Consider the following 20711-nt stretch of genomic DNA (forward strand, 5'->3'; position numbering starts at 1 on the left):
GATGTCCGAAACCACGCGCCTTCCCGCCACCTCCGGCCAGACGGTCGGACCCTTCTTCGCTTTCGGTCTCGAATACCCCAAGATGCACGAGGTCGTCTTCCCGCACTCCAGCGGCGCGATCGTGCTGTCGGGCACGATCTACGACGGCGGCGGGGCTCCGATCCCCGACGCCGTGATCGAGATCTGGGGAGCAGACACCGACGGCACCATCTCCCGCGCGCGCGGTGCACGACGCCGCGACGACCACACCTTCACCGGCTTCGGCCGCAGCTTCACGACGGATGAGGGCGCGTACGACTTCTGGACGCGCAACCCCGGTCCGATCGACGGCAAGGCGCCGTTCTTCGCGGCCGTCGTCTTCGCTCGCGGGCTGCCGAACAAGCTGCACACCCGCATCTACCTGCCGGACGACGAGGAGCTGCTCGCGGCAGACCCGCTGCTCGCCTCGCTCGAGCCCCACGAGCGCGCTACGCTCATCGCGACGCGCACGCCTGAGGGTGATCTCACCCACGACATCCACCTGCAGGGCGAGAAGGAGACCGTTTTCCTTGCCTTCTGACGAACCCGGGGCGCCCTTCACGGATGTGGGGCTGCTCTCCCCGGTGACGGTGTCGCAGGACGCCCTCGTGGCCGATGACGCCGTGGCTGCTGCCCTCGTGACCGCCGAAGTCGCGCTCGTGCGCGCGTGGGCGGCCGTCGGTGTCGCTCCGGATGCGGTCGCCGCGGCCGCATCCGAGGAGTTCGGATGGTCCGGGGGCGGCACATTCGTCGACGCCGATTGGCTCGACACCGCGCGGCTGGCGAGCGCGGCCGTCGCGGGCGGGAATCCCGTCATCCCGCTCATCGCCCGGCTCGACGATCGCGCGTCGATCCAGGTGCGTCCCTGGCTGCACCGCGGCGCCACGAGCCAGGACATCCTCGACTCGGCACTCATGCTGGTCTCCCGGCGTGCGGGGCTGCGCCTGCTGGGTGTGCTGCGGCAGGTCGAGGCGCAGCTCTCCGGGTTCGCCGTCGTCCACCGCGACACGGTCGCCGCCGCTCGCACGCTGACACAGCATGCCGTGCCGACCACCGTCGGTGCCCGCGCCGCGGGGTGGTTGCGCGGCGTCACCCGCGCGCGTGTCCGACTCGGCGACGCCGTCGGGCAGCTTCCCGCGCAGCTGGCAGGCGCGGGCGGCACCCTCGCCTCCTTCGTCGAGATCGGCGGCACGGATGCGGCGTCCGCCCTCCCGTCCGCGTATGCCGCAGAGCTCTCGCTCGCCGCCCCCGACGCGCCGTGGCATGTCTCGCGCTGGCCCGTCACCGAGCTCGGCGATGCGCTCGTGCAGGCGATCGACGCGCTGGGCAAGCTCGCCACGGACGTCGCGACCGGCTCGCGCACCGAGATCGGCGAGCTCGCGGAGGGCGTCGGCGGCGGGTCGAGTGCAATGCCCCAGAAGCGCAACCCCACCGCCGCCGTGCTCGTGCGCTCGGCGGCGCTTCGTGCACCGCAGCTGGGGGCCACGCTGCACCTCGCGGCCGCGCTCGCCGCGGATGAACGCCCCGACGGTGCATGGCACGCGGAGTGGCCGACGCTGCGGGAGTTGCTGCGTCTCGCGCTCGGTGCCGCCGAGACGACGCGCGCGCTCGTGACCGGACTGCAGGTCGACGAAGACGCCGTCGCCCGCGTGCTCGCCGTGACCGACGGACTGCTGGTGTCGGAACGGCTGTCCCTCGTGCTCTCGCCCGTCATCGGATCCGACGAGGTGCGCCGCATCGTCGGTGCTGCGACCGCGGGCGGCGACCTCCGCGCGCTCGTGCGCGAGGCGCTCGAGGCGGCGCTGGACCGGGTGCCCGGTGCGCCGCATCCCGCCGACGACGTCGACGCCCTGCTGGATCCCGCCGCCTACACGGGACTCGCGGGCGCGCTCGTCGACCGGGCTGTCGCCGACGCGCCGGCGGATGCCGCGCGCGAGAGCATCGAAGCGCCGACGGAGGAACCTGCATGACGCAACCCGCGATCGCCCTGACCGAGCCGACCGGCCCTGCCGACGCGCCGCTGGTCGTGCTCGGCCCGTCGCTCGGCACGTCGACGATCCTGTGGGAGGACGTCGTTCCTCTCCTCGTGGACGACTACCGGGTGGTGAGCTGGGATCTTCCCGGCCACGGAGCTGCGCCTGCTCCGACCGCGCCGTTCACCGTCGCCGAGATCGCCGATGCCGTCGCCGATGCCGTCCGGTCGATCGGCGGCGACCGCATCCTCTACGCGGGTGTGTCGCTCGGCGGCGCGACCGGACTGGAACTGCTGCTGCGTCACCCGGGTCTCGTGCGCGGCGCGGCGATCGTCGCTTCCGGCGCTCAGCTCGGCGATGCGGCGAGCTGGGACGAACGGGCGGCCCAGGTACGCGCGCAGTCCACGTCATCGGTGATCATCGGCTCGGCGCAGCGCTGGTTCGCCCCGGCCTCGATCGAGCGTCGCCCTGAGCTGAGCGGGCGGCTGCTGCACGCGCTGCAGGATGCCGACGACGAGGGGTACGCCAGGTGCTGCGAGGCGCTCGCCGCCTACGACGTGCGCCCGCGGCTGGGTGAGATCGCGGCTCCCGTCCTCGCGGTCTTCGGACGCGAGGACCAGGTGGCGCCCGAGGCGAAGAGCGTCGAGATCGCCGAAGGCGTGCGCGACGGACGGGTGGCTGTGATCGAGTCCGCCGCGCACCTGCCACCCGCCGAACAGCCGGAGCAGACCGCATCCGTGCTGGGCGAGTTCTTCCGCGAGGTCGCGCGATGAGCCGGCCGAGCGGTGGGGGCCGCAGCGACGAGCAGCGATACGACGACGGGATGCGGGTGCGCCGCGAGGTGCTCGGCGACGCCCACGTCGATCGCGCCGTCGCGGGCACGGTGCCCGAGACGGCCGACTTCCAGGACCTCATCACGCGCTACGCCTGGGGCGACATCTGGTCGCGCCCGGGTCTGGCCCGTCGCGACCGCTCGATCGCGGTGTTGACGGCGCTCATCGCTCTCGGCCACCACGACGAGTTCGCGATGCACGTGCGCGCCGCGCAACGCAACGGGCTGACGCGGGACGAGATCGTCGAGGTCGTGCTTCAGTCGGCGATCTACTGCGGCGTGCCGGCGGCGAACACCGCGTTCCGCATCGTCAAGGACGTCTTCGCCGAGGAGTGATCAGTCTGCGGCGCCGGGCTGTCCCTGCCGCTGCAGGTCGGCACGGTATCGACGCGGCGACGCGCCGTAGCGACGCGTGAAGGCGCTCGAGAGGGTGGCGGGATCGGGGAAGCCCCACCGCGCGGCGATCGTGCCGATGCTCTCGCGGGCGTGGGCCGGGTCGACGAGTTCGTCGCGGATGCGCTCCAGCCGGCGCTCGCGCACGAGACTCGACACCGTCACGCCGTTGGCGGCGAACACCCGCCGCACCGCGCGGGGCGACAGCTCGTGCGCGTGGGCGATCCGACCGGCGTCGAGCTCCGCATCCTGCAGGTGCTCCTCGACCCACAGCACGAGCGAGTGGAACAGCGAGAGCACGGTCGCGGTGCCGGGTTCGCGGCCGTCGGCGAGCACCGCGTGCACAGCGGCGACGAGCGCATCGGCGACATGACCGGCGGCAGCGTCGGAAGGCTGCGAATCCGGTGACGCCAGCGCCGACATCACCGCGCGGAGCAGAGGTGTCGAGCCCAGCGGGGTGAGGTCGGCCGCGAGCAGCGTCGTGAGCTCGCCGTGGCGCAGCGCCAGGACGGAGGTCGGAATGCGCACGAGCAGGTACTCGTGCGCACCCGGGGAGCTGAGGCGGTAACCGTGGGCGCCGGTGTAGAGCACGACGTCGCCGGGCCCGAGCTCGACCGTGCGCTCGTCCTGCGAGACGCTCATCGATCCCGAGACGAGGTACCCCACCACCACGCCCTGCCATTGGCGTGACGTCTCCCACGGCGAGACCTCGACGGCCCCGCCGGCGACGAGGGCGACCTCCAACGCGCCGAGCGCGAAGCTCGCCCGCACCGAGGGCGGCTCGCCCGTCATCCCCGACACGATGATGACGTCGTCGTTGTCCCGCGCGTCCTTCTCGGCGGATGCGGGATTCAGCCACCCGTAGACGAGGTCGGACCCCTGCGGGTCCTTCGACTCCTCGTGTGGCACCATGATGTGCCCATTCTGCCGGTCGCGTCGGCTTTCAGTCGGTCACCCAGTCGGGGTGGGCGAGGAGCTCGCGGAACTCGTTGACGAGCCGCGCCGTGTGGAATCCGTCGGCGACGGCATGGTGGATCTGGACAGCGAGGGGGAGGAGCAGGCGCCCCTCACGCTCGACGTACCGGCCGAGCGTGAAGATCGGGGCCAGGTGCTGCGAGCCGCCGTCGATGTTCAGGGTGAACCCGGTGAAGGAGGTCCAGGGCAGGCTCGAGACATCGAAGCTGTTGGGCGGCGGCGCCCCCTGCGGGAAGAACTCCGTGGTTCCGGCGTGCTCGGCGATGACCCGTGCGGCGGCGTCATGGAAGGCGGCATAGTCCGCATCGAAGGGCGTCCAGACGCTCGCGAAGGTCTCGCGTTCGGCGTTGAAGATCGTGAAGGAGGGATGCGTCCGCCCCCATACGGCCGGTGCGCCGGCATCGTCCCGCGTTGTCCGGAACTCGTCGTGACGGTTCACGAGGAGGGCGAGCGCCCAGATCTGCGAGATGTAGGTGCGCCGCCCCGTCCGTCTCACGGCGGCCGCGAACTCCGTCGCGTCGACCTCGACGGTGATCGCGTACGTGCACGGCACGGTGCGGAGGTAGTGCTCGAAGTGCTGGCGGCGCGGCCACGTCTCGAGATCGATCGGTTGCGGCGCGTCCATGCATCGATCGTCTCAGCTCGTGGACCCCGTCTCCATCCTCACGGGTTGCAGACCTCGCACGACGCGGGGTCGGCGCTCGTCACGGCCCGCGGGCGTTCACGGCGCTCGGGGCACGCGGCGCAGCTGTCCACATCCGCTCGCACCCGTGAGGTGCGTGCCCCGCAGGCAGCGCAGCGGAGCCCGCGCACGACGTCGACGGGACCGAATCCCGGGGTCTCGCAGGCGGGGCATGGTGTCCGCAGGCGCGCCGCCATCACCCATCCCAGGCGCCGGAGCGTGCGTCGGCGCTCAGGGTTCATGTGCGCCCGGAGGTCGGGTTCGAGCCCCATCGGTCCGTGGCGCAGCAGCGCGAGGACATCCTCCTCGCGCTGCAGCCCTTTGTGGATCCGCCCCTCCGCGCGCACGACGACGCCCTGGTGCGGGAAGCGGACGCGCGCGAGATACCGCCGCGCCTCGTCGGCGTCTGCGACGACCTGCGCGGGTGCGACGCGCGCGTACGAGCGGATCGGATGCGGCACGCGGATGCCGCGGTCGAGGTCGACGAACATCGCGAGCTCCTCGTGTGCGACCGGCCCGAAGCCCCCGAACGCCATGGCGTACGACGCCTCGGTGGCGAGTCCGAGCGGGGTCCCGAGCTCGGCCGCCGCCGCGATCGCCTTGGCCGCCGCCGCATCGGTGGGACGGAGCGCCCTGGGCACATCTCCGGTGAACGTGCCGAGGGCGTCGGTGTCGAGGTCGACGGTGGGGCGCACCTCCGCATCCAGCCAGCGGCGGAAGGCGGGGGCGAACGCCGACTCCTTCCCGTGCAGCGTGCCGATCGCGACCGTCGTCCCGGCGTAGGGCGAGTTCGCGAACCGGGCCGCTGCCATCACGCGAAGTAGTCGGGGCGGCTGACCGCCGTCGGGGAGACGAACATCACGCCCGAGGTGCGATCGAGCAGCGGTCGGATGCCCGCGATGATGGCGTCGGCGCGCTCCTCGGCGACGACCGTGACGAGCAGGGTGAGCGCGTCGTGGTCATTGAAGAGCAGGCGCCCGCCGCGCATGCCGTGGTGGCCGAGTCCTGCGACGCCGGTGATCGCGGTGTACCCGCGGGCGCCCAGTGCCTGCATGAGCTCGACGACCTCGGTGACGTCGTCGCTCGCGACGACCACCTCGATCTTGGTCATCGGAGTCAGAGTGGAAAGGGTCATGAACGGTTCTCCTTCTTGCGGTCTTCCTCGTGCTCGGCGGGCGCGCCGAGACGGTCTTCCAGCGGCGGTTCGGGCTCGCTCTCCCACCCGTACGTCCCGAACCGCACCCAGCGGGCGGTGTCGTGCTCCCGTGCGCGGAGTGTGATCCAGCGGTTCATCACGAGGGTGCGCACCACGTCGGACGACTGCACGATCTTGTTCACCCGCGCCAGCGGCGCCTGCACGAAGACCTGCAGGCGCACGGGCTCATGCCGAGGGTCGAGTCCCACCCCGACCGACTGCCAGGGCAGACCGATCCGCAGGTCGCCGCCGTAGCCGGAGAGCACCCCGACGGTCCCGACCACGTTGTGCAACGGCTTCGGTCCCGCTCCGAAACGGTCGGGAGCGGTGGTCGAGACGCCGTACTGGGCGTTGATCCACTGGGCCACGATCATCGGCGCGGTCAGGATCGTCTCCAGACCCGCCCCGTCGGGATCGGCCTGCGCGTCGTAGCTGTGCAGGAACGCGCGACGACCGAGGTCCATGCCGGCGGTGATCGAGCGCGGTCCGACGATGAAAGCGGCGTTGCCGACGAGGCCCCACTCCGGATAGGCCTCGGCCCAGTCCGCCGCCCGGCGGGTGGTGTCGTTGCGTGCCGCGGTGTCGTCGGGGTCGCGCAGGGCGCCAGGGAGCGCGGCGGAGCGGTCGACGGTGTTCGCCGCCCGTGCGGTCTCGAGGTGTGCGGCGAGCTCGAGCAGAGCCTTCTCGTGCGTCGCCGGGACGCGCCACGGCTCCAAGAGCGTCACCTCGTCGGTGACGGTGTCCATCTGGGCAGCGACGAACAGCGTGTCGTCGGGGATGCGGATGCCGCGCGCAGCGAGTCCTGCTCGCGTCGCCGGATCGTTGAAGATCATCGCGGCCGCGCGGGCGTTCGGCTCCCCCTCGTGTCCGCCGCACGCGCCGCACTGCAGGCTCGACGCGAAGGGGTTGTTCGAGACGGACGCGCCGTGGCCCGTCAGCAGCACGATCGGCGCGAAGCCGTCGACGAGGCCCATCATCCGCAGTGCCGTCTCGGCATACAGCACGCGCTCGTCGAGGCTGAAGACCACATCCGCGTCGACGTGCGTGGCGGGCTTCGCGCGCTCGATCGCATGACGCACCTTGTGCCATGCGGTCGGCGCGATCGTGCGCGCCAGCATCGCGGCACCGAGCAACCACCCCGACGCCTCGGCGAACGCGTACGGGGCGACGGGGGAGTCCTTCAGCACGTGGGCCGCGTGTCCCCGCTCGCCGGCCGCGATGCGCTGCCGGCGCCACCGGTCGATCTCGCCCCGTTCGATGGACGATTCGGTGATCGCCACGCGCGGCGTCAGCAGGACGGGGCACGACGCGACCTCGGGGGATCCGTCGGCGGGGCGGAAGGCGATCGGCACCGCGAAGAACCCTGCGAAGCCGAGGGTCTCCACCTCTCCCGCTGCCTCCAGATGCCGGCGGAAGCTCTCCGAGCGCGTGTCGATGCAGAAGACCGCCTGCGCGAGCGGCCGCCGGGTCGGCGCGAGGTCGCGCAGCACCGGAGCTGCGGGCGGGGTGAGCTGTCGCACGGCGCCCCGCTCGTAGGCCTCCTGCCAGACCGCGAGTCGGGTGAATTCGTCCGCGAGCGACAGGATGCGGCCGAGGGTCGTGCGTACGCGCGGGTGGGACGCGTCGGCGGAGAGCGCGGCAGCGACCGCGTCGATGCGTGGATCGTCCGGTGATGCAGCGGGCGCGGATGCCGGAAGCTCTGCGTCTGCGGGCAGCAGGAGACGCTCCAGCGTGGCGCGGATCGCGACGAGGGAGGTCAGATCGACCGATCCCGAGGTCGCGGCGGTCTGGCGTACGAGGGCCGACCAGCCGGGCTGGGCGAGAACATGTGCGCGGATGAACTCCTGCGCCCGCTCACCCTCCAGGCTCCAGCGTGTCAGCGCCGCGTCGATCGCCCCCGCCGGCTCCGCGGGTGTGCGGCGGATGCCGCTGCGCACACGGCGGGGAAGCGTCGGGTCGAGCGTCGCCAGGCGCCGCCACGAGTTCCACATGCCCTCGCCGCGCACCGGAGCCGACCAGGAGGGGGATCCGAGCACCGCGGCGAGCCACCGGGCGGTGAGGTCGTCGACCCGTGCCTGCACTCGCGGCGAGAGCACGCCGGCGGGAGTCGTGAGCGTTGCACCCGCATCCGGTGCCGGTGGGGAGGCGAGCAGGTCCCGCACCAGGATCTCGCCCACGATCGTGAGCAGGTCGCCCACGGCCACGGGGTCCGTGGAGCGCGCCTCCGGCACCGTGAACCGGAGTGCGGCGACGAGGTCGTCGTGAGAGATCCGACCCTGTGCGTACAGGTCCCGGAAGCGCTGCTCGGAGAATGTCAGCAGCACGCCGTGCTCCTCGGCGATCCGCCGCATCGCCTCTTCGTGATCGAGGTCCTCGTAGCTCGCCAGGGGGTTGCGGGCGATGAACGTCTCGAGGGGGAAGTTCGGGGCGATCGCCCGTCCGGAGGCTGAGACCCAACCCCGGATCGTGGCGTGCCGTTGCGGTGGTGCGGTGGTGGTCATCAGAGTCTCCCGTACTCGAGGGGGCCGAAGGGTGCGGACGTGGATGCAGCGGTGCGGCGCGTGGGCAGGGGCGGTCGTCCCCACGAGAACGCGAAGGCGAACACGCGGTCGGCGACGGGACCCGTTCCGCGGGCGATGACCCCGAGGATGCAGGCGCTGGCGAAGAGCACCGCCGCGAAGGCGATCGGCAGGGTGTCGCCCGTCGCCTCGGGGGCGAGTGTCTCGGCGGCGGGGAACACGATCGCGACATAACCGACCGCCGCGAGGGCGACGGCGGCGATCCAGGCCGCGCGCACCCCTGCGGCGGCCGCGCCGGCGCCGACGGCCGCTCCCGCGACGACCGCGGTCGCGACCACGAAGAGCAGCAGGACGGATGCGGGATGGTCGAGAGCGCCGGTCGCCACAGCGGTCCCCGCAGCAGCCGCGAGCACGACCACGGCACCGGCGACGGCACCGCTCCGGGAACGCTGCGGGGGTGCCACCGTGCGCTGGGCGAGCTCGCGCTCGAGGGCGGATCCGGCGCCGAGGAACAAACTCGCCTTGAACAGTGCGTGACCCATCACGTGGAACACGGCGACGCCGAAGGCGCCCATCGCGCAGGCCACGAGCATGAAGCCCATCTGCGCGGCCGTGGACTGCACGAGTCGTCCTTTGACGTCGGGGCGGGTGAGCATCGCCACGGTGGCGACGAGCATCGTCGCACCGCCGGCGACGCCGAGTACCCAGGGCCCCGCGGAGGACGCCACGGGTGCGAACCGCAGGAGCAGCAGCGCGCCGCCGTTCACGAACCCGGCGTGCAGGAGCGCTGAGACCGGGGTGCTCGTCGCGGCGGTCGCCGGCAGCCAGCCGTGGAAGGGGAACGAGCCGGCTCGGGCGATCGCCGCTGCCGCGACGAGAATGCTCACGGCCGCCGCGGCAGCGCCGGTCAGCTCGCCGAGGGCGGAGAAAGCTGTCGAACCGGTCATCGCGATGGTCAGGCCGACCGCCGCCCACAGCGCGCCGTCGCCGACGAGCAGCGCCCATGCCGTGCGTCGTGCCGCGAGGCGCGCCTGCGGGTGCGCGCCGCCGGTGCGGATCAGAGCGATCGTGCTGAAGGTCGCGAGCGTCCAGCCGGCCGCCATCAGGAGCGCGTCCTGAGCCGCGATGCTGGCGACCGTGCCCGCGGCCGCCAGCGCCGAGAGGGCGAAGAACGCGCGGGCGCGGGGGTCGCCGCGCAGGTTGCGTGCCGCGTAGAGCTGCACCACGGCCGTCAGCGTGGTGACGAGCAGCATGAGCGCTGCGCCGGCGCCATCGCGACGCCCGACGATGGCGTCGATCGTCACGATGGCGGCGGCGACGGCGGCCAGGGCCACCGCCCAGGGGGTGAGCGAGCCGGGTGTGCGGCGGGGCGAGGCCGGAAGGAAGGCGACCGCGGCGGCGGCGACCAGTGCGGCGGTCGTGAGCGAAGCGAGCGGGGACATGTGCAGGACAATACCGGTAATGAAATGCAGGTGTCAAAGTGCAGGAGTAGGAAAGCAGGTATTTCATAACCTGTTGCTGTGCCCCGCTATGCTGAGCCGATGGGCCAGTGGACGTTCCTCACGAATCACGCCCATGTGCTGATCTACGTCTCCCGCGATCCCGGCGCCCGAGTGCGGGAGATCGCGGATGCGGTCGGTATCACCGAGCGCACGGCGCACGGCATCCTCACCGACCTCGTCGATGACGGCTATCTGCGCCGCATCAAGGAAGGGCGACGCAATCGCTACGAGTGCGTCGAGAACCTGCCGTTGCGCCATCCGGTCGAGAGCGACCACCGGATCGGCGAGCTCCTGCGCGCCCTCGGCGGTCTGACGCCTTCGAGTTGACTCCCGTGAGTTGACGCTCCGCCGTCGGCCCGGCGGCCGGCGTCGGCGCAGTCACGCTCGGCTCCGAGACCGGTCCGGCGTGCGCGTCGCAGGGTCATCGTTTGGTTGCCTCCATGACTCCCAAGTTGCCTGGGAAGAACCGATGTGCAGCAAATGAAGCAAATGTGAGCCAGAATGATGTGCGCGCATGCACATCGGTGCAGAACGACATCGCGGCCCGTTCTCGGTGTCGCCGCATCCCTACACTCCGAGGCAGGCCGGACCCGAATGAGCCCGCCCGTCCTCCTCGCACACAACAAGGAAGTTGGTTTCGATGTCCTCTCCCCGATCCCTCGTGAGGCTGTGGTCGCTCTTCGCGATCGCCGTCGCTCTCGTGCTGGCCGGCGGCGCCACGGCCGCCCTCGTGCAGACGTCGGCGGGTTCCGTCCAGGTGCGTGACGTCACGTTCACCGGCACCGCGGGCACGAGCGTCTCCGGGCTGCTGTACGTGCCCGCCACGGCCACCCCCGAAACGCCCGCGCCCGCGGTGCTCGCGGTGCACGGCTACGTGAACTCGCGCGAGATGCAGACGGCGAATGCGGTCGAGCTGAGCCGTCGCGGCTACGTCGTGCTCGCGCTCGACCAGGCCGGGCACGGTCGTTCGGACGCGCCCGCCTTCGGCAACGGGTTCAATGGACCCGCGGGCCTCGCCTACCTTCGGGGTCTGGACATCGTCGACCCCGACAACATCGGCCTCGAGGGGCACTCGCTCGGTGGCTCGACCATCATGAACGCGGCGGCCGCCTTCCCCGAGGGATACGCATCCATGGTCCTCCTGGACTCGGCCACTGGGTTCTTCGGCCCCGAGGGCACGCCCGACTTCCCGCGCAACACCCTCGTCGTCTTCGCCGAGTGGGAGGAATTCTCCGGATCCATGTGGGCCTCGCCCAACACGCGGGATCTGACCTCCAGCCCGAAGCTCATGACGATGTTCGGCACCGACGAGCCCGTCGTCCCCAATCAGCTATACGGTTCCATCGACGACGGCACCGCGCGCGAACTCCTGCGCCCGGCCAACAACCACCCGGGCGTGACGCACGATCCCGCCGTGACGCAGGAGATCGTCGCGTGGTTCGACAAGACCCTCGAGGGCGGCCACGACGCGGCCGGCCAGACCTGGTGGATCAAGGAGCTCGGCACCCTCGTCGCGATGATCGGCGGCGTGCTCGTGATCTTCGCGACGGGCGGACTCCTGTTGGCGACCGGGTTCTTCTCCGCCATCCGTCGCCCCGTGCCGGCGGCCGCGGGAAGCCGGTGGGGCTGGCCGTGGATCGTCTCGGCGATCCTCACGACCGGCATCCCGGCGTTCACCTTCTTCTGGTTCAACACCTGGGGCGCCGCCTGGATCCCGGCCGGTCCCGTGTTCGGACAGTCCTACTCCACCGGCATCGTCGTCTGGGCGCTGCTGAACGGGCTCATCGGCCTCGCGATCTACGCGGTCACCGCGGGGGTCCAGCGCCGTCGTAACCCGCTCGCAGCCGTGCGCGCGCCCGAGGTGGAGGGTGTCCCGGCGCTTCGTCGCGGCGCTCTGATCGGCCGGGCCGCGGTGCTCTCGCTGCTCAGCGTCGGTGCGGCGTACCTGCTCGTGGTGATCTCCGACTGGCTTTTCAAGAGCGACTTCCGCTTCTACGTCCTGCAGCTGCAGCCGCTGACGGCGACGCGCTTCGCGCTGTTCGCGCTGTACCTGCTGCCGTTCACGGCGTTCTTCCTGATGCTCACCTTCACGCTCCACCGGACGCTGCGGTGGACAGGGCGCCCCTCGTCGATGCGCTCGGAGATGATCGCCTCCGCGATCGTGCTGCCCGCCGGCTTCGTCGTGCTGGAGATCATCAACTACGTTCCGCTGTTCGTCAGCGGCGAGCTCGCGCTTCCGGGCGAGTCGCTCCTCACGATCATCGGATATCCGTTCATCGTCGTGCTTGCGGTCGTCGGCGCCCTCTCGACGTACTTCTTCCACAAGACCGGAACCATCTACGTGGGCGCCTTCGTCTCGGCACTGCTGGTCACGTGGAACGTTGTGGGCGGCACGGCCGTCCAGGGCGACGTGCAGGAGTGGGGCGGTCTGGCCATGACGGTGCGCGTCGTTCTCCCGCTGCTGCTGGCCCTCGTTCTCGTCGTCGTCGCCGTGCGTCTGCGCCGGCGCGCCGCCGACAAGAGCGAGATCGACGCCTGACCCGGACGGCGTCGACGCGGGCGGTGGGGGAGTGCGATTCCCCACCGCCCGCGGTGCGTCAGCCGTCGAGGAACCGCGTCGTCTCGGCCGCGATCTGCGCCGACAACGTGTGGTGCAGGTAGTGGTCGCCGGTCATGACGACGAGCTCGCCGCGGCCCACCGACGACGCCTGGCGTTCATGCAGCGACACCCAGTCCGCCACATCCGTGTCGTTCTCTCGAACGAACAGCAGCACCGGGAGGGATGCGGGGAAGCTTGTGCCACTCGCATCCGCGAAGTTCCGGCTCGCGTGCTGCATCTCATCGACCATGGTCGATGCCGTCGTGTTGCGAGTGGCGAGCATGCGCATCTGCTGCTTCGTCTGCTCGTCGTAGGGAAGTCCCTCGTAGGGGTCCGGCGAGATCGCCTGCAGTGCCCGGGTGATGCCGAGGTCGTTCAGCAGCACCATCGCGTCGGTGGGGATCGGCTCGTCGGACCCCGGCTGGTCGGGCACGCTGCTGTCGATGCCCACGAACGCGGTCACCTCGTCGGGAAAGAGCGAGGTGTAGGTGAGCGCGTAGATGCCGGCGATCGAGTGCCCCATGAGCACGTACCGGTCGACCCCGAGCTGTTGCAAGGCGCCGTGCACCTCGCGGGAGATGTTCTCGGAGGTGCGGGGGGCGTCGGCCCCGTCGCTGAGCCCCGTGCCGAACGGCTCGACGGCGATCACGCGGTAGTCGTCGTCGAGCTGATCGATGAGCGGGGCGAAATCGAGACCGGGGGCTGCGGTCCCGAGTCCGGGAAGCAGCACGATCGTCTGCTCGCGATCGCCGCTGACGACGACGTTCATCTCGCGCCCGTCGACGCTCACGCGCTGTCCGTAGGGGGTGATCTCCGAGGCTTCGGAGTTCGTGGCGACGGCGTTCACGGTCGCCATCGCGCCGACGGCGACTGCCGGGGTGAGGACGAGGGCTGCGGCGACGATGAGGGTGATCTTGGTGCGTTTGTTCATGGTGTCCTGAGTTGCGTGTCTCCTGCGCGACGCGGGTGACATCGCCCCTTCAGGACATCAGTCGGGCGGCCGCCGCGGCAGTGTCGCCGCGCCACCGGCCGGGGTGACAAATGTCACCGGGACGTGGCGGACGCCGCATCCGCCCATGCGCTCGGTCGGGGGCCGAAGCCGAGGGCGCGGTCTGCGCCGACGTGGAACAGCCAGCAGGCGGCGACGAGGGCGAGGGCGGGCGTTGCGATGCCGACGGCGGCCAGTGCGGTGTACAGACCCAGCAGTGCCAGGGGCGCCGTGTAGCTGTGGGCGAGGTTGTAGACGAGCGCGCCGATGCGGATGCCGAACGCGTAGCCCAGCATCGACAGATCGAACAGCAGGAAGAGCACGGCCAGCCACCACCACGCGAACCCCGCCGTCACGAACACGACGACCGTGGCGACGGCGATGGCCGCGCCCTCGATTCGGTGGAGCAGAGGTACCGGTGTCGAGGGAATCTTCGCCCCGTGATGCGCGGCGGTGCTCATCCCCGGCCCCAGGTCTCGAGGGAGCCGGCGACGGAGTCGATCGCCCGCGCGAAGCTGCGCTCGATGTCGACGGGAAGCTCGAACGCGCGAGAGGTTTCGAGGGAGAGGAAGCCGTGCAGGCTCGCCCGCAGGAATCGGATCGCGTCGATCGCATCGTCGCCCTCGAGGCCGTACCCGACGAGCACACCCGCGACCACCTCGAGAACGGATGCGGAGGCCCGCTCGTCCTCCTCGTCGCCCGTGGCCGGCGCAGTGATCGTCAGCGGGTACTGGCCCGGATGGGCGAGCGCCCAGTCGCGGTAGGCATGCCCCATCGCGCGGATGGCGTCGCCGCGGGAGCGACCGACCGTCGCGCGGGCGAGGGTGTGCCCGAGCTCGGTCTTGGCGCGCAGCATGATGCCCCGCTCCAGCCCGGCGAGCCCGTCGATGTGCTTGTAGAGCGACGGCGCACGTACGCCGAGGTCGTCGGCGAGCGCGGCGAAGCTCAGCGGCCCCGCATGCGGAGCGTCGAGCAGGGCGGCGGCGCGTTCGATGACGATCGCGGGTGTGAGCCCTGCCCTAGGCACGGTCGACCCCTTCCCGCAGGAAGGCGAGGATGGCGTCGGCCGTGCGCTCGGGCTGCTGGGACTGCGGGTAGTGGCCCGCATCCTCGATCATGACGCTCGTGCCGCGCAGGGTCTCCGCGACCCACGTGGCCTCGACAGCGGGGTCGGCGAAGTCGGGGTCGGCGCTTCCCATCACCACCAGCGTGGGCGCGGTGACGCGTGCGAGGCTCCGCTCGGCGTCGCCGTGGTCGGTGCGCGTGGTGAGGCGGAACGCCCGCGCGTAGCCAGGGCGCCGCATCGCCTGGATCATCGCGGCGCGGTAGGCCTCGAAATCGTCGGGCTTCGCGCCCGAGTACAGGGTGGGAAGGTACGCGTTCCAGGCGGCGACGGCCCAGGGGCGGGCCATCAGCATCCGGAACATCAGGGCCGCGATCGCGCTCTGGCTCGGCGGGGTGCGCACGAAGGGGCCGACCAGCACCAGCCCCGAGACGAGCTCGGGGTGCTCGGCGGCGACGATCACCGCGGCGCCTGCCGCCATCGAGTTGCCGACGATCACCGCGGGGTCGCCGAGGTGCCGGATGAGGGCCGCGATGTCGGATGCGGTGGGCACGTCGCCGTAGACGTCGAAGCCCGCCGAGCTGTCGCCGTGTCCGCGGAGGTCGGCGGTGGCGACGCGGTAGCCCGCCGCGACGAGGAGGGGCACGAGGTGCCGGTACGAGGAGCGCAACTCGCCCATTCCGGGCACGAGCAGCAGAAGCGGGCCCTCGCCCGCGACGTCGAAACCGATCTCGCCGCCCTCGACACGGAGGCGCTGCGTCGAGGTGGCGGAGGAGGATGAGGGGTTCATGCATCACACATTACATAGCCATCCAGCTATGCACAATAGCTAACCTTGATCTCCGGATCGACTCACATGTTCAAGGGACTCCACCTGCGGAGTTCTCGCCCGAATGGCCGCACTCTGCGTCCCTCGAACAGGAGGGTGTCGTGTTCAAGGGGCGCGAGATGTGGTGTTTCCGGCGCCGGGACCGCACTTCGGGTCCCTTGAGTATGGGCGAGGGGGTGACGGCGAGTGGGGGAGCGGGATACCATGTTCGCTAGACGCACTCGCGTTCGCAAAGCGAACACTTCCGAAGGAGGATGCGTGATCGACAAGACTGTCGCCGACGTCGCGTCGGCGGTCGCCGGGGTCGAGGACGGCTCCACCGTCATGATCGGCGGGTTCGGCCGTGCCGGTCAGCCCGTGGAGCTCATCGACGCCCTCATCGCGCACGGCGCGAGCGACCTCACGATCGTGAACAACAACGCAGGCAACGGCGACACAGGCCTCGCTGCCCTGCTCGCGGCCGGACGCGTGCGCCGCATCGTGTGCTCCTTCCCCCGGCAGTCCGACTCCTGGGTGTTCGACGACCTCTACCGCTCCGGCCGCATCGAGCTCGAGCTCGTCCCGCAGGGCAACCTCGCCGAACGCATCCGTGCCGCCGGCGCAGGAATCGGCGCGTTCTTCTCACCGACCGGCGTCGGCACCGCGCTCGCCGAAGGCAAGGAGCACCGCGAGATCGACGGGCGCACCTACGTGCTCGAGCACCCCATCCGCGCGGACTACGCGCTGGTCTCGGCGCGCGCGGCCGACCGGTGGGGCAACCTCGTCTACCGCGAGACCGCCCGCAACTTCGGGCCCATCATGGCGGCCGCCGCGACGACCACCATCGTCCAGGTCGACGAGATCGTGCCGCTGGGTTCGATCGACCCTGAGGACGTCGTGACCCCCGGTCTCTACGTCGACCGTGTGGTCGCGGTCGGCGAGCGGCGCTGGTTGAAGGACGGCGTGTTCGTCGGCGGCACCGACCTGGAGGGCCGCCCCCTCGAGAACCAGGAGCAGCGATGACCACCCGCATCCCCCGCGCGGACCTCGCCCGCCGTATCGCCGCCGACATCCCCGACGGCGCGGTCGTGAACCTCGGCATCGGCGCGCCGACGCTCGTCGCCGACCACCTGCCCGCCGACCGCGAGATCGTGCTGCACACCGAGAACGGTCTGCTGGGGATGGGGCCGGCACCGGCGCCCGACCGCGTCGACCCCGACCTCATCAATGCCGGCAAGCAGGCGGTCACAGCCGTCGCGGGTGCCGCGTACTTCCACCACGCCGACTCCTTCGCCATGATGCGCGGCGGGCACCTCGACGTGTGCGTGCTCGGGGCGTTCCAGGTCGCGCAGAACGGCGACCTGGCGAACTGGTCGACGGGGGAGCCCGGTGCGATCCCCGCCGTCGGCGGCGCGATGGATCTCGCGATCGGGGCCAAATCGGTCTACGTCATGACCGACCTGCTCACCCGTGCCGGCGAGCCGAAGCTCGTCGCGGCCTGCACGTACCCGCTCACCGGCGTGGGCTGCGTCTCGCGCGTCTACACGGACCATGCGGTCTTCGAGATCACGGATGCGGGTTTCGCCGTCACCGAAGCGTTCGGCGACAACACGGTCGAGCAGCTGCGCGAGCTCACCGGGCTCGCGCTCATCGATGCGACGGATGCGGCGGCCGCATCCGCATCCGAGGAGGAGAAATGACCGCGAGCTTCGTCTACGACGCCGTCCGCACGCCGTTCGGTCGGGCCGGGGGCGCGCTCTCCGGCATCCGGCCCGACGACCTCGCCGCGCTCGTCATGCGCGCGGCCGTCGAACGCACGGGCGTGGATCCGGCGCGGATCGACGACGTGATCTTCGGCGACGCGAACCAGGCGGGCGAGGACAACCGCAACGTCGCCCGCTTCGGCGCGCTGCTGGCGGGATTCCCGACGACCGTGACGGGCGCGACCGTCAACCGCCTCTGCGCCTCATCGGTGGAGGCCGTCATCCAGGCGTCCCGTGCGATCGAGTCCGGCGACGCCGACATCGTCCTGGCGGGCGGTGTCGAGTCGATGAGTCGCGCACCCTTCGTCGTCGAGAAGTCGGCCAAGCCGTGGCCCGCCGTGGGCAACCAGACGCTGTGGAACACGGCGATCGGCTGGCGTATGACCAACCCCGCGCTGCCGAAGCCCTGGACGATCAGCAACGGCGAGTCGGCGGAGAAGATCGCGCGTGAGTGGGGCATCTCGCGCGATGCGCAGGATGCGTTCGCCGCACGCTCGCACCGTCTGGCCGCCGAGGCGTGGGCCGCGGGCGTGTACGACGGCGAGATCGTGCAGGTCCCCGGCGCCGAGCTCGTCCGCGATGAGAGCATCCGGCCCGACACCTCGGTCGAGAAGCTCGCGGGCCTGCGCGCGCTGTTCGCGTCGGACGGCGACGGCTCGGTCACCGCGGGTAACTCGTCGCCCATCAACGACGGCGCCTCCGCGGTGATCGTCGCGGCCGAGGGAGCGCTGCCGGGCGAGCCGCTGGCGCGCATCGCTTCCCGTGCCGCCCACGGCGTCGACCCCGATGTGTTCCCGATCGCGCCCATCGAGGCCGCGAACAAGGCGCTCGCCCGCGCCGGCTTCACGTGGGACGATGTCGACCTCGTCGAGCTGAACGAGGCGTTCGCCTCGCAGAGCCTCGCCTGCGTCGCCGGGTGGCCCGACCTGGATCCGGAGCGGGTGAACATCCACGGCGGCGCGCTGGCCATCGGTCACCCGCTCGGCGCGTCGGGCGGTCGCATCATCGGCCACGCGGCGCACGAGCTCGCCCGACGCGGCGGGGGCGTCGCGGTCGCCGCCATCTGCATCGGTGTCGGACAGGGGCTCGCGGTCGTGCTCGAGAGGTGACCGGCGCGGATAGGGTGAGCGGATGAGTGAGCAGGGCGACGCATCCGGCGAGTTCGTGCAGTCGCTCGCGCGTGGGCTCGCCGTCATCCGCGCGTTCGACGCCGACCACGCAGAACTCACCCTGAGCGATGTCGCGCGCCGCGCCGAGGTCACGCGCGCGGCCGCCCGCCGCTTCCTGCACACCCTCGTGAGCCTCGGCTACGTGCGCAGTGACGGCCGCCTGTTCGCCCTCACGCCGCGGGTGCTCGAGCTCGGCTTCAGCTACCTGTCGTCGCTGTCGCTGCCTGACGTCCTCCAGCCGCACCTCGAACTGCTCTCGCGCGAGGTGGGGGAGAGCGTGTCGGCGGCCGTGCTCGACGGCACCGATATCGTCTACATCGCTCGGGTGCCCGCCCGGCGCATCATGAGCGTGCGCATCACGATCGGCACGCGGTTCCCGGCGTACGCCACGAGCATGGGGCGTGTCCTGCTGGCGGCGTTGCCCGCATCCGCGCGCGCCGAGGCGCTGGAGCACCTGCATCCGCTCACCGATCGGACCCTGACGGATGCGGCGCGCCTCGGCGCCGAACTCGACCGGGTCGCAGACCGGGGGTGGGCCGTCGTGGACGGCGAGCTCGAGGCGGGGCTCCGCTCGATCGCCGTCGGTGTGCGCGATCGCCGCGGTCAGATCGCAGCCGCGATCAACGTCTCGTCGTCGGCGACCCGCGACAGCGTCGAGCACCTCGTGCAGCACTACCTGCCGGTGCTCTCGGCCACCGCCGATCGGGCGAGCGACGAGCTGCGCCGCGTCTGAGCTCAGCGCACACCCTTCATGAGTCGCCGCACCGGCTTCACCGCGAGCAGCAGCGCCACGCCGAGGGCGACGGCGATGAACCCGAGGATCGAGAAGTAGCCGACTTCGTTCTCGGAGTCGTAGTACTCGCCGACCTGACCGGCGATCGCGGTGCCGAGTGCGACCGAGAGGAAGAACAGCGCGACCATCTGCGTGTGGAAGATTGTCGGCCCGAGCTTCGTCGACACCGACAGCCCGATGGGCGAGATGAACAGCTCGGCGACGGTGAACACGAACAGGATGCCGATGACTCCCAGCAGCGGTGTGGCATTCGAGCCGCCGTTCGCCCAGATCAGGAACAGCCAGAACGCGACACCCATCACGATCGCGCCGATCGCGAACTTGACGGGCGTCGACGGCTGCCGCCGCCCGAGCTTCGTCCAGAGCGCGGCGAAGGCGCCCGAGAGCAGGATGATGAACACCGGGTTGATCGACTGCACCCACGAGACGGGCATCTCCCAGCCGAACAGATCGCGGTTGAGGCGCTCGTCGGAGTAGATCGTCAGCACCGTGAACTGCTGTTGGTAGAGCGACCAGAAACCGACGCTCACGACGAACAGCGGGATGAACGCGTAGACCCGTGATCGTTCGGTCGCGTCGATGCGCCGCGAGCTCAGGATGACGGCGAAGTAGGCGATCGCGGCCACGATCGTCACGACGATGACGACGAGGGCCAGATTGTCGGCGCGCACGATGCCCAGCAGCACGCTCGCCGCAATCACGACCACACCGGCCACGGCGATCCCGATCCACAGTGCGTGCCGCTCGCGCGGCAGGGGGTTCGGTACGGTGCGCGCCTCGGCGGGCAACTGGCGACGCCCGAAGGAGTACTGCACGAGACCGATGGCCATGCCGACCGCCGCGAGGCCGAAGCCCCAGTGGAACCCGGCGAGCGACTGCAGCAGCCCGGTCAGCAGCGCCCCGAAGAACGCGCCGAGGTTGATGCCCAGGTAGAACAGCGAGAAACCGCCGTCGCGCCGGGGGTCGTCGTCGGTGTACAGCGTGCCGACGACGGACGTGGCGTTGGCTTTCAGTCCACCGGAGCCGAGCGCCACGAGGGCGAGGCCGATGCCCACGCCGACGAAGCCGGGCAGCATGGCGAGCGCGATGTGCCCTGCCATGATCACGATCGCGCTGAAGAACAGCACGCGCTCGGAGCCGAGCAGGCGGTCGGCGATCCAGGCGCCGAGGATGGTCGAGAGGTACACGGCGCCGCCGTAGGCGCCGACGATGCTCGTCGCGACGGGCTTGTCCAGGCCCAGCCCTCCGTCGGTGGCGGAGTAGTAGAGGTAGATCAGCAGGATCCCCTGCATGCCGTAGAAGCTGAAGCGCTCCCACATCTCCACGCCGAACACGTGGGCCAGCGCCCAGGGTTGTCCGAAGAAGCGGGTGTCGCGCGTGGTGCTCTCGGGCGCAGTCATAACCGCCACCGTAGCCGGGCGGCGCCGCCCGCCGTGGGA

The 20711-nt window shown here is 71.0% G+C and carries 21 protein-coding genes; 10 read left to right on the forward strand and 11 right to left on the reverse strand.

The window, feature by feature from the left end:
• Nucleotide 1: 1 nt before the first annotated feature.
• The 4 genes from pcaG to pcaC are packed head-to-tail and all read left to right on the forward strand — an operon-like array spanning nucleotide 2 to nucleotide 3159.
• Nucleotides 2-559 carry a protocatechuate 3,4-dioxygenase subunit alpha gene (pcaG, locus tag SK224_RS11910; protein WP_320434894.1) on the forward strand — a complete coding sequence of 186 codons (558 nt, stop codon included), beginning with the start codon at nucleotides 2-4 and terminating at the stop codon, nucleotides 557-559.
• A complete protein-coding gene (locus SK224_RS11915; protein ID WP_320434895.1) occupies nucleotides 549-1988 on the forward strand; it encodes a lyase family protein in 1440 nt (479 codons plus the stop codon). Before pcaG ends, SK224_RS11915 begins: the two co-directional genes overlap by 11 nt.
• On the forward strand, nucleotides 1985-2764 hold the full coding sequence (locus SK224_RS11920; protein ID WP_320434896.1) for an alpha/beta fold hydrolase: 780 nt from the start codon (nucleotides 1985-1987) through the stop codon (nucleotides 2762-2764). The genes SK224_RS11915 and SK224_RS11920 overlap by 4 nt, the downstream gene beginning before the upstream one ends.
• On the forward strand, nucleotides 2761-3159 hold the full coding sequence (pcaC, locus tag SK224_RS11925; RefSeq protein ID WP_320434897.1) for a 4-carboxymuconolactone decarboxylase: 399 nt from the start codon (nucleotides 2761-2763) through the stop codon (nucleotides 3157-3159). The genes SK224_RS11920 and pcaC overlap by 4 nt, the downstream gene beginning before the upstream one ends.
• On the opposite strand, the gene SK224_RS11930 is transcribed toward pcaC, so the two are convergent.
• From SK224_RS11930 to SK224_RS11955, 6 genes are read right to left on the reverse strand one after another with little or no spacing between them, the layout of a single operon-like run.
• Nucleotides 3160-4128 (reverse strand): helix-turn-helix domain-containing protein, encoded by a 969-nt coding sequence (locus SK224_RS11930; protein ID WP_320434898.1) that lies wholly within the window; start codon nucleotides 4126-4128, stop codon nucleotides 3160-3162.
• Nucleotides 4129-4159: 31 nt separating this feature from the next.
• Entirely contained in the window at nucleotides 4160-4816 is a 657-nt protein-coding gene (locus tag SK224_RS11935) for a CatA-like O-acetyltransferase (RefSeq protein ID WP_320434899.1), read from the reverse strand.
• A gap of 38 nt (nucleotides 4817-4854) precedes the next feature.
• Nucleotides 4855-5685 carry a DUF6671 family protein gene (locus tag SK224_RS11940; protein WP_320434900.1) on the reverse strand — a complete coding sequence of 277 codons (831 nt, stop codon included), beginning with the start codon at nucleotides 5683-5685 and terminating at the stop codon, nucleotides 4855-4857.
• Entirely contained in the window at nucleotides 5685-6008 is a 324-nt protein-coding gene (locus SK224_RS11945; RefSeq protein ID WP_320434901.1) for a DUF190 domain-containing protein, read from the reverse strand. The genes SK224_RS11940 and SK224_RS11945 overlap by 1 nt, the downstream gene beginning before the upstream one ends.
• Nucleotides 6005-8569, reverse strand: coding sequence for a DUF2309 domain-containing protein (locus tag SK224_RS11950; protein ID WP_320434902.1), 2565 nt, complete (start codon nucleotides 8567-8569; stop codon nucleotides 6005-6007). Before SK224_RS11950 ends, SK224_RS11945 begins: the two co-directional genes overlap by 4 nt.
• The gene (locus tag SK224_RS11955; protein ID WP_320434903.1) at nucleotides 8569-10029 is read right to left on the reverse strand and encodes a proton-conducting transporter membrane subunit; all 1461 of its coding nucleotides are present in this window, start codon (nucleotides 10027-10029) and stop codon (nucleotides 8569-8571) included. The genes SK224_RS11950 and SK224_RS11955 overlap by 1 nt, the downstream gene beginning before the upstream one ends.
• Nucleotides 10030-10107: 78 nt before the next feature.
• Between SK224_RS11955 and SK224_RS11960 the strand changes: the two genes are divergently transcribed.
• Both SK224_RS11960 and SK224_RS11965 read left to right on the forward strand, forming a co-directional pair.
• Nucleotides 10108-10416, forward strand: coding sequence for a helix-turn-helix transcriptional regulator (locus SK224_RS11960; protein ID WP_320434904.1), 309 nt, complete (start codon nucleotides 10108-10110; stop codon nucleotides 10414-10416).
• Between the two features lie 313 nt (nucleotides 10417-10729).
• Nucleotides 10730-12628, forward strand: coding sequence for an alpha/beta hydrolase family protein (locus tag SK224_RS11965; RefSeq protein WP_320434905.1), 1899 nt, complete (start codon nucleotides 10730-10732; stop codon nucleotides 12626-12628).
• A gap of 58 nt (nucleotides 12629-12686) precedes the next feature.
• Here the strand turns inward: SK224_RS11965 and SK224_RS11970 are convergent, their stop codons facing one another.
• The 4 genes from SK224_RS11970 to SK224_RS11985 form a co-directional block, all read right to left on the reverse strand.
• Nucleotides 12687-13619 (reverse strand): alpha/beta hydrolase, encoded by a 933-nt coding sequence (locus SK224_RS11970; RefSeq protein ID WP_320434906.1) that lies wholly within the window; start codon nucleotides 13617-13619, stop codon nucleotides 12687-12689.
• A 113-nt stretch (nucleotides 13620-13732) separates the two neighbouring features.
• The gene (locus tag SK224_RS11975; RefSeq protein WP_320434907.1) at nucleotides 13733-14137 is read right to left on the reverse strand and encodes a DUF4260 family protein; all 405 of its coding nucleotides are present in this window, start codon (nucleotides 14135-14137) and stop codon (nucleotides 13733-13735) included.
• Nucleotides 14134-14703, reverse strand: a complete 570-nt coding sequence (locus tag SK224_RS11980) for a TetR-like C-terminal domain-containing protein (protein ID WP_320434908.1) — start codon at nucleotides 14701-14703, stop codon at nucleotides 14134-14136. The genes SK224_RS11975 and SK224_RS11980 overlap by 4 nt, the downstream gene beginning before the upstream one ends.
• Complete coding sequence (locus SK224_RS11985; protein ID WP_320434909.1) at nucleotides 14696-15529, reverse strand: alpha/beta hydrolase; 834 nt, start codon at nucleotides 15527-15529, stop codon at nucleotides 14696-14698. The genes SK224_RS11980 and SK224_RS11985 overlap by 8 nt, the downstream gene beginning before the upstream one ends.
• 297 nt (nucleotides 15530-15826) lie before the next feature.
• Between SK224_RS11985 and SK224_RS11990 the strand changes: the two genes are divergently transcribed.
• Genes SK224_RS11990 through SK224_RS12005 form a run of 4 tightly spaced genes read left to right on the forward strand, consistent with a single transcriptional unit; the run spans nucleotide 15827 to nucleotide 19212 of the window.
• The gene (locus tag SK224_RS11990) at nucleotides 15827-16570 is read left to right on the forward strand and encodes a 3-oxoacid CoA-transferase subunit A (RefSeq protein WP_320434910.1); all 744 of its coding nucleotides are present in this window, start codon (nucleotides 15827-15829) and stop codon (nucleotides 16568-16570) included.
• A complete protein-coding gene (locus tag SK224_RS11995) occupies nucleotides 16567-17247 on the forward strand; it encodes a 3-oxoacid CoA-transferase subunit B (RefSeq protein WP_320434911.1) in 681 nt (226 codons plus the stop codon). Before SK224_RS11990 ends, SK224_RS11995 begins: the two co-directional genes overlap by 4 nt.
• Nucleotides 17244-18419, forward strand: coding sequence for a thiolase family protein (locus SK224_RS12000; RefSeq protein ID WP_320434912.1), 1176 nt, complete (start codon nucleotides 17244-17246; stop codon nucleotides 18417-18419). The genes SK224_RS11995 and SK224_RS12000 overlap by 4 nt, the downstream gene beginning before the upstream one ends.
• A gap of 22 nt (nucleotides 18420-18441) precedes the next feature.
• A complete protein-coding gene (locus SK224_RS12005; protein WP_320434913.1) occupies nucleotides 18442-19212 on the forward strand; it encodes an IclR family transcriptional regulator C-terminal domain-containing protein in 771 nt (256 codons plus the stop codon).
• 2 nt (nucleotides 19213-19214) lie between these two features.
• On the opposite strand, the gene SK224_RS12010 is transcribed toward SK224_RS12005, so the two are convergent.
• Nucleotides 19215-20672 carry a peptide MFS transporter gene (locus tag SK224_RS12010; protein ID WP_320434914.1) on the reverse strand — a complete coding sequence of 486 codons (1458 nt, stop codon included), beginning with the start codon at nucleotides 20670-20672 and terminating at the stop codon, nucleotides 19215-19217.
• Nucleotides 20673-20711 lie beyond the last annotated feature (39 nt).

This window comes from Microbacterium sp. BG28 (assembly GCF_034044005.1).
In the GTDB taxonomy this organism is placed as follows: Bacteria; Actinomycetota; Actinomycetes; order Actinomycetales; family Microbacteriaceae; genus Microbacterium.

Excerpts from the sequence above, each read along its gene's own strand:
- pcaG (WP_320434894.1), top strand. The coding sequence starts at position 2 with ATGTCCGAAACCACGCGCCTTCCCGCCACCTCCGGCCAGACGGTCGGA.
- SK224_RS11920 (WP_320434896.1), top strand. The coding sequence starts at position 1,985 with ATGACGCAACCCGCGATCGCCCTGACCGAGCCGACCGGCCCTGCCGAC.
- pcaC (WP_320434897.1), top strand. The coding sequence starts at position 2,761 with ATGAGCCGGCCGAGCGGTGGGGGCCGCAGCGACGAGCAGCGATACGAC.
- SK224_RS11930 (WP_320434898.1), bottom strand. The coding sequence starts at position 4,128 with ATGGTGCCACACGAGGAGTCGAAGGACCCGCAGGGGTCCGACCTCGTC.
- SK224_RS11935 (WP_320434899.1), bottom strand. The coding sequence starts at position 4,816 with ATGGACGCGCCGCAACCGATCGATCTCGAGACGTGGCCGCGCCGCCAG.
- SK224_RS11940 (WP_320434900.1), bottom strand. The coding sequence starts at position 5,685 with ATGGCAGCGGCCCGGTTCGCGAACTCGCCCTACGCCGGGACGACGGTC.
- SK224_RS11945 (WP_320434901.1), bottom strand. The coding sequence starts at position 6,008 with ATGACCCTTTCCACTCTGACTCCGATGACCAAGATCGAGGTGGTCGTC.
- SK224_RS11950 (WP_320434902.1), bottom strand. The coding sequence starts at position 8,569 with ATGACCACCACCGCACCACCGCAACGGCACGCCACGATCCGGGGTTGG.
- SK224_RS11955 (WP_320434903.1), bottom strand. The coding sequence starts at position 10,029 with ATGTCCCCGCTCGCTTCGCTCACGACCGCCGCACTGGTCGCCGCCGCC.
- SK224_RS11965 (WP_320434905.1), top strand. The coding sequence starts at position 10,730 with ATGTCCTCTCCCCGATCCCTCGTGAGGCTGTGGTCGCTCTTCGCGATC.
- SK224_RS11970 (WP_320434906.1), bottom strand. The coding sequence starts at position 13,619 with ATGAACAAACGCACCAAGATCACCCTCATCGTCGCCGCAGCCCTCGTC.
- SK224_RS11975 (WP_320434907.1), bottom strand. The coding sequence starts at position 14,137 with ATGAGCACCGCCGCGCATCACGGGGCGAAGATTCCCTCGACACCGGTA.
- SK224_RS11985 (WP_320434909.1), bottom strand. The coding sequence starts at position 15,529 with ATGAACCCCTCATCCTCCTCCGCCACCTCGACGCAGCGCCTCCGTGTC.
- SK224_RS11995 (WP_320434911.1), top strand. The coding sequence starts at position 16,567 with ATGACCACCCGCATCCCCCGCGCGGACCTCGCCCGCCGTATCGCCGCC.
- SK224_RS12000 (WP_320434912.1), top strand. The coding sequence starts at position 17,244 with ATGACCGCGAGCTTCGTCTACGACGCCGTCCGCACGCCGTTCGGTCGG.
- SK224_RS12005 (WP_320434913.1), top strand. The coding sequence starts at position 18,442 with ATGAGTGAGCAGGGCGACGCATCCGGCGAGTTCGTGCAGTCGCTCGCG.
- SK224_RS12010 (WP_320434914.1), bottom strand. The coding sequence starts at position 20,672 with ATGACTGCGCCCGAGAGCACCACGCGCGACACCCGCTTCTTCGGACAA.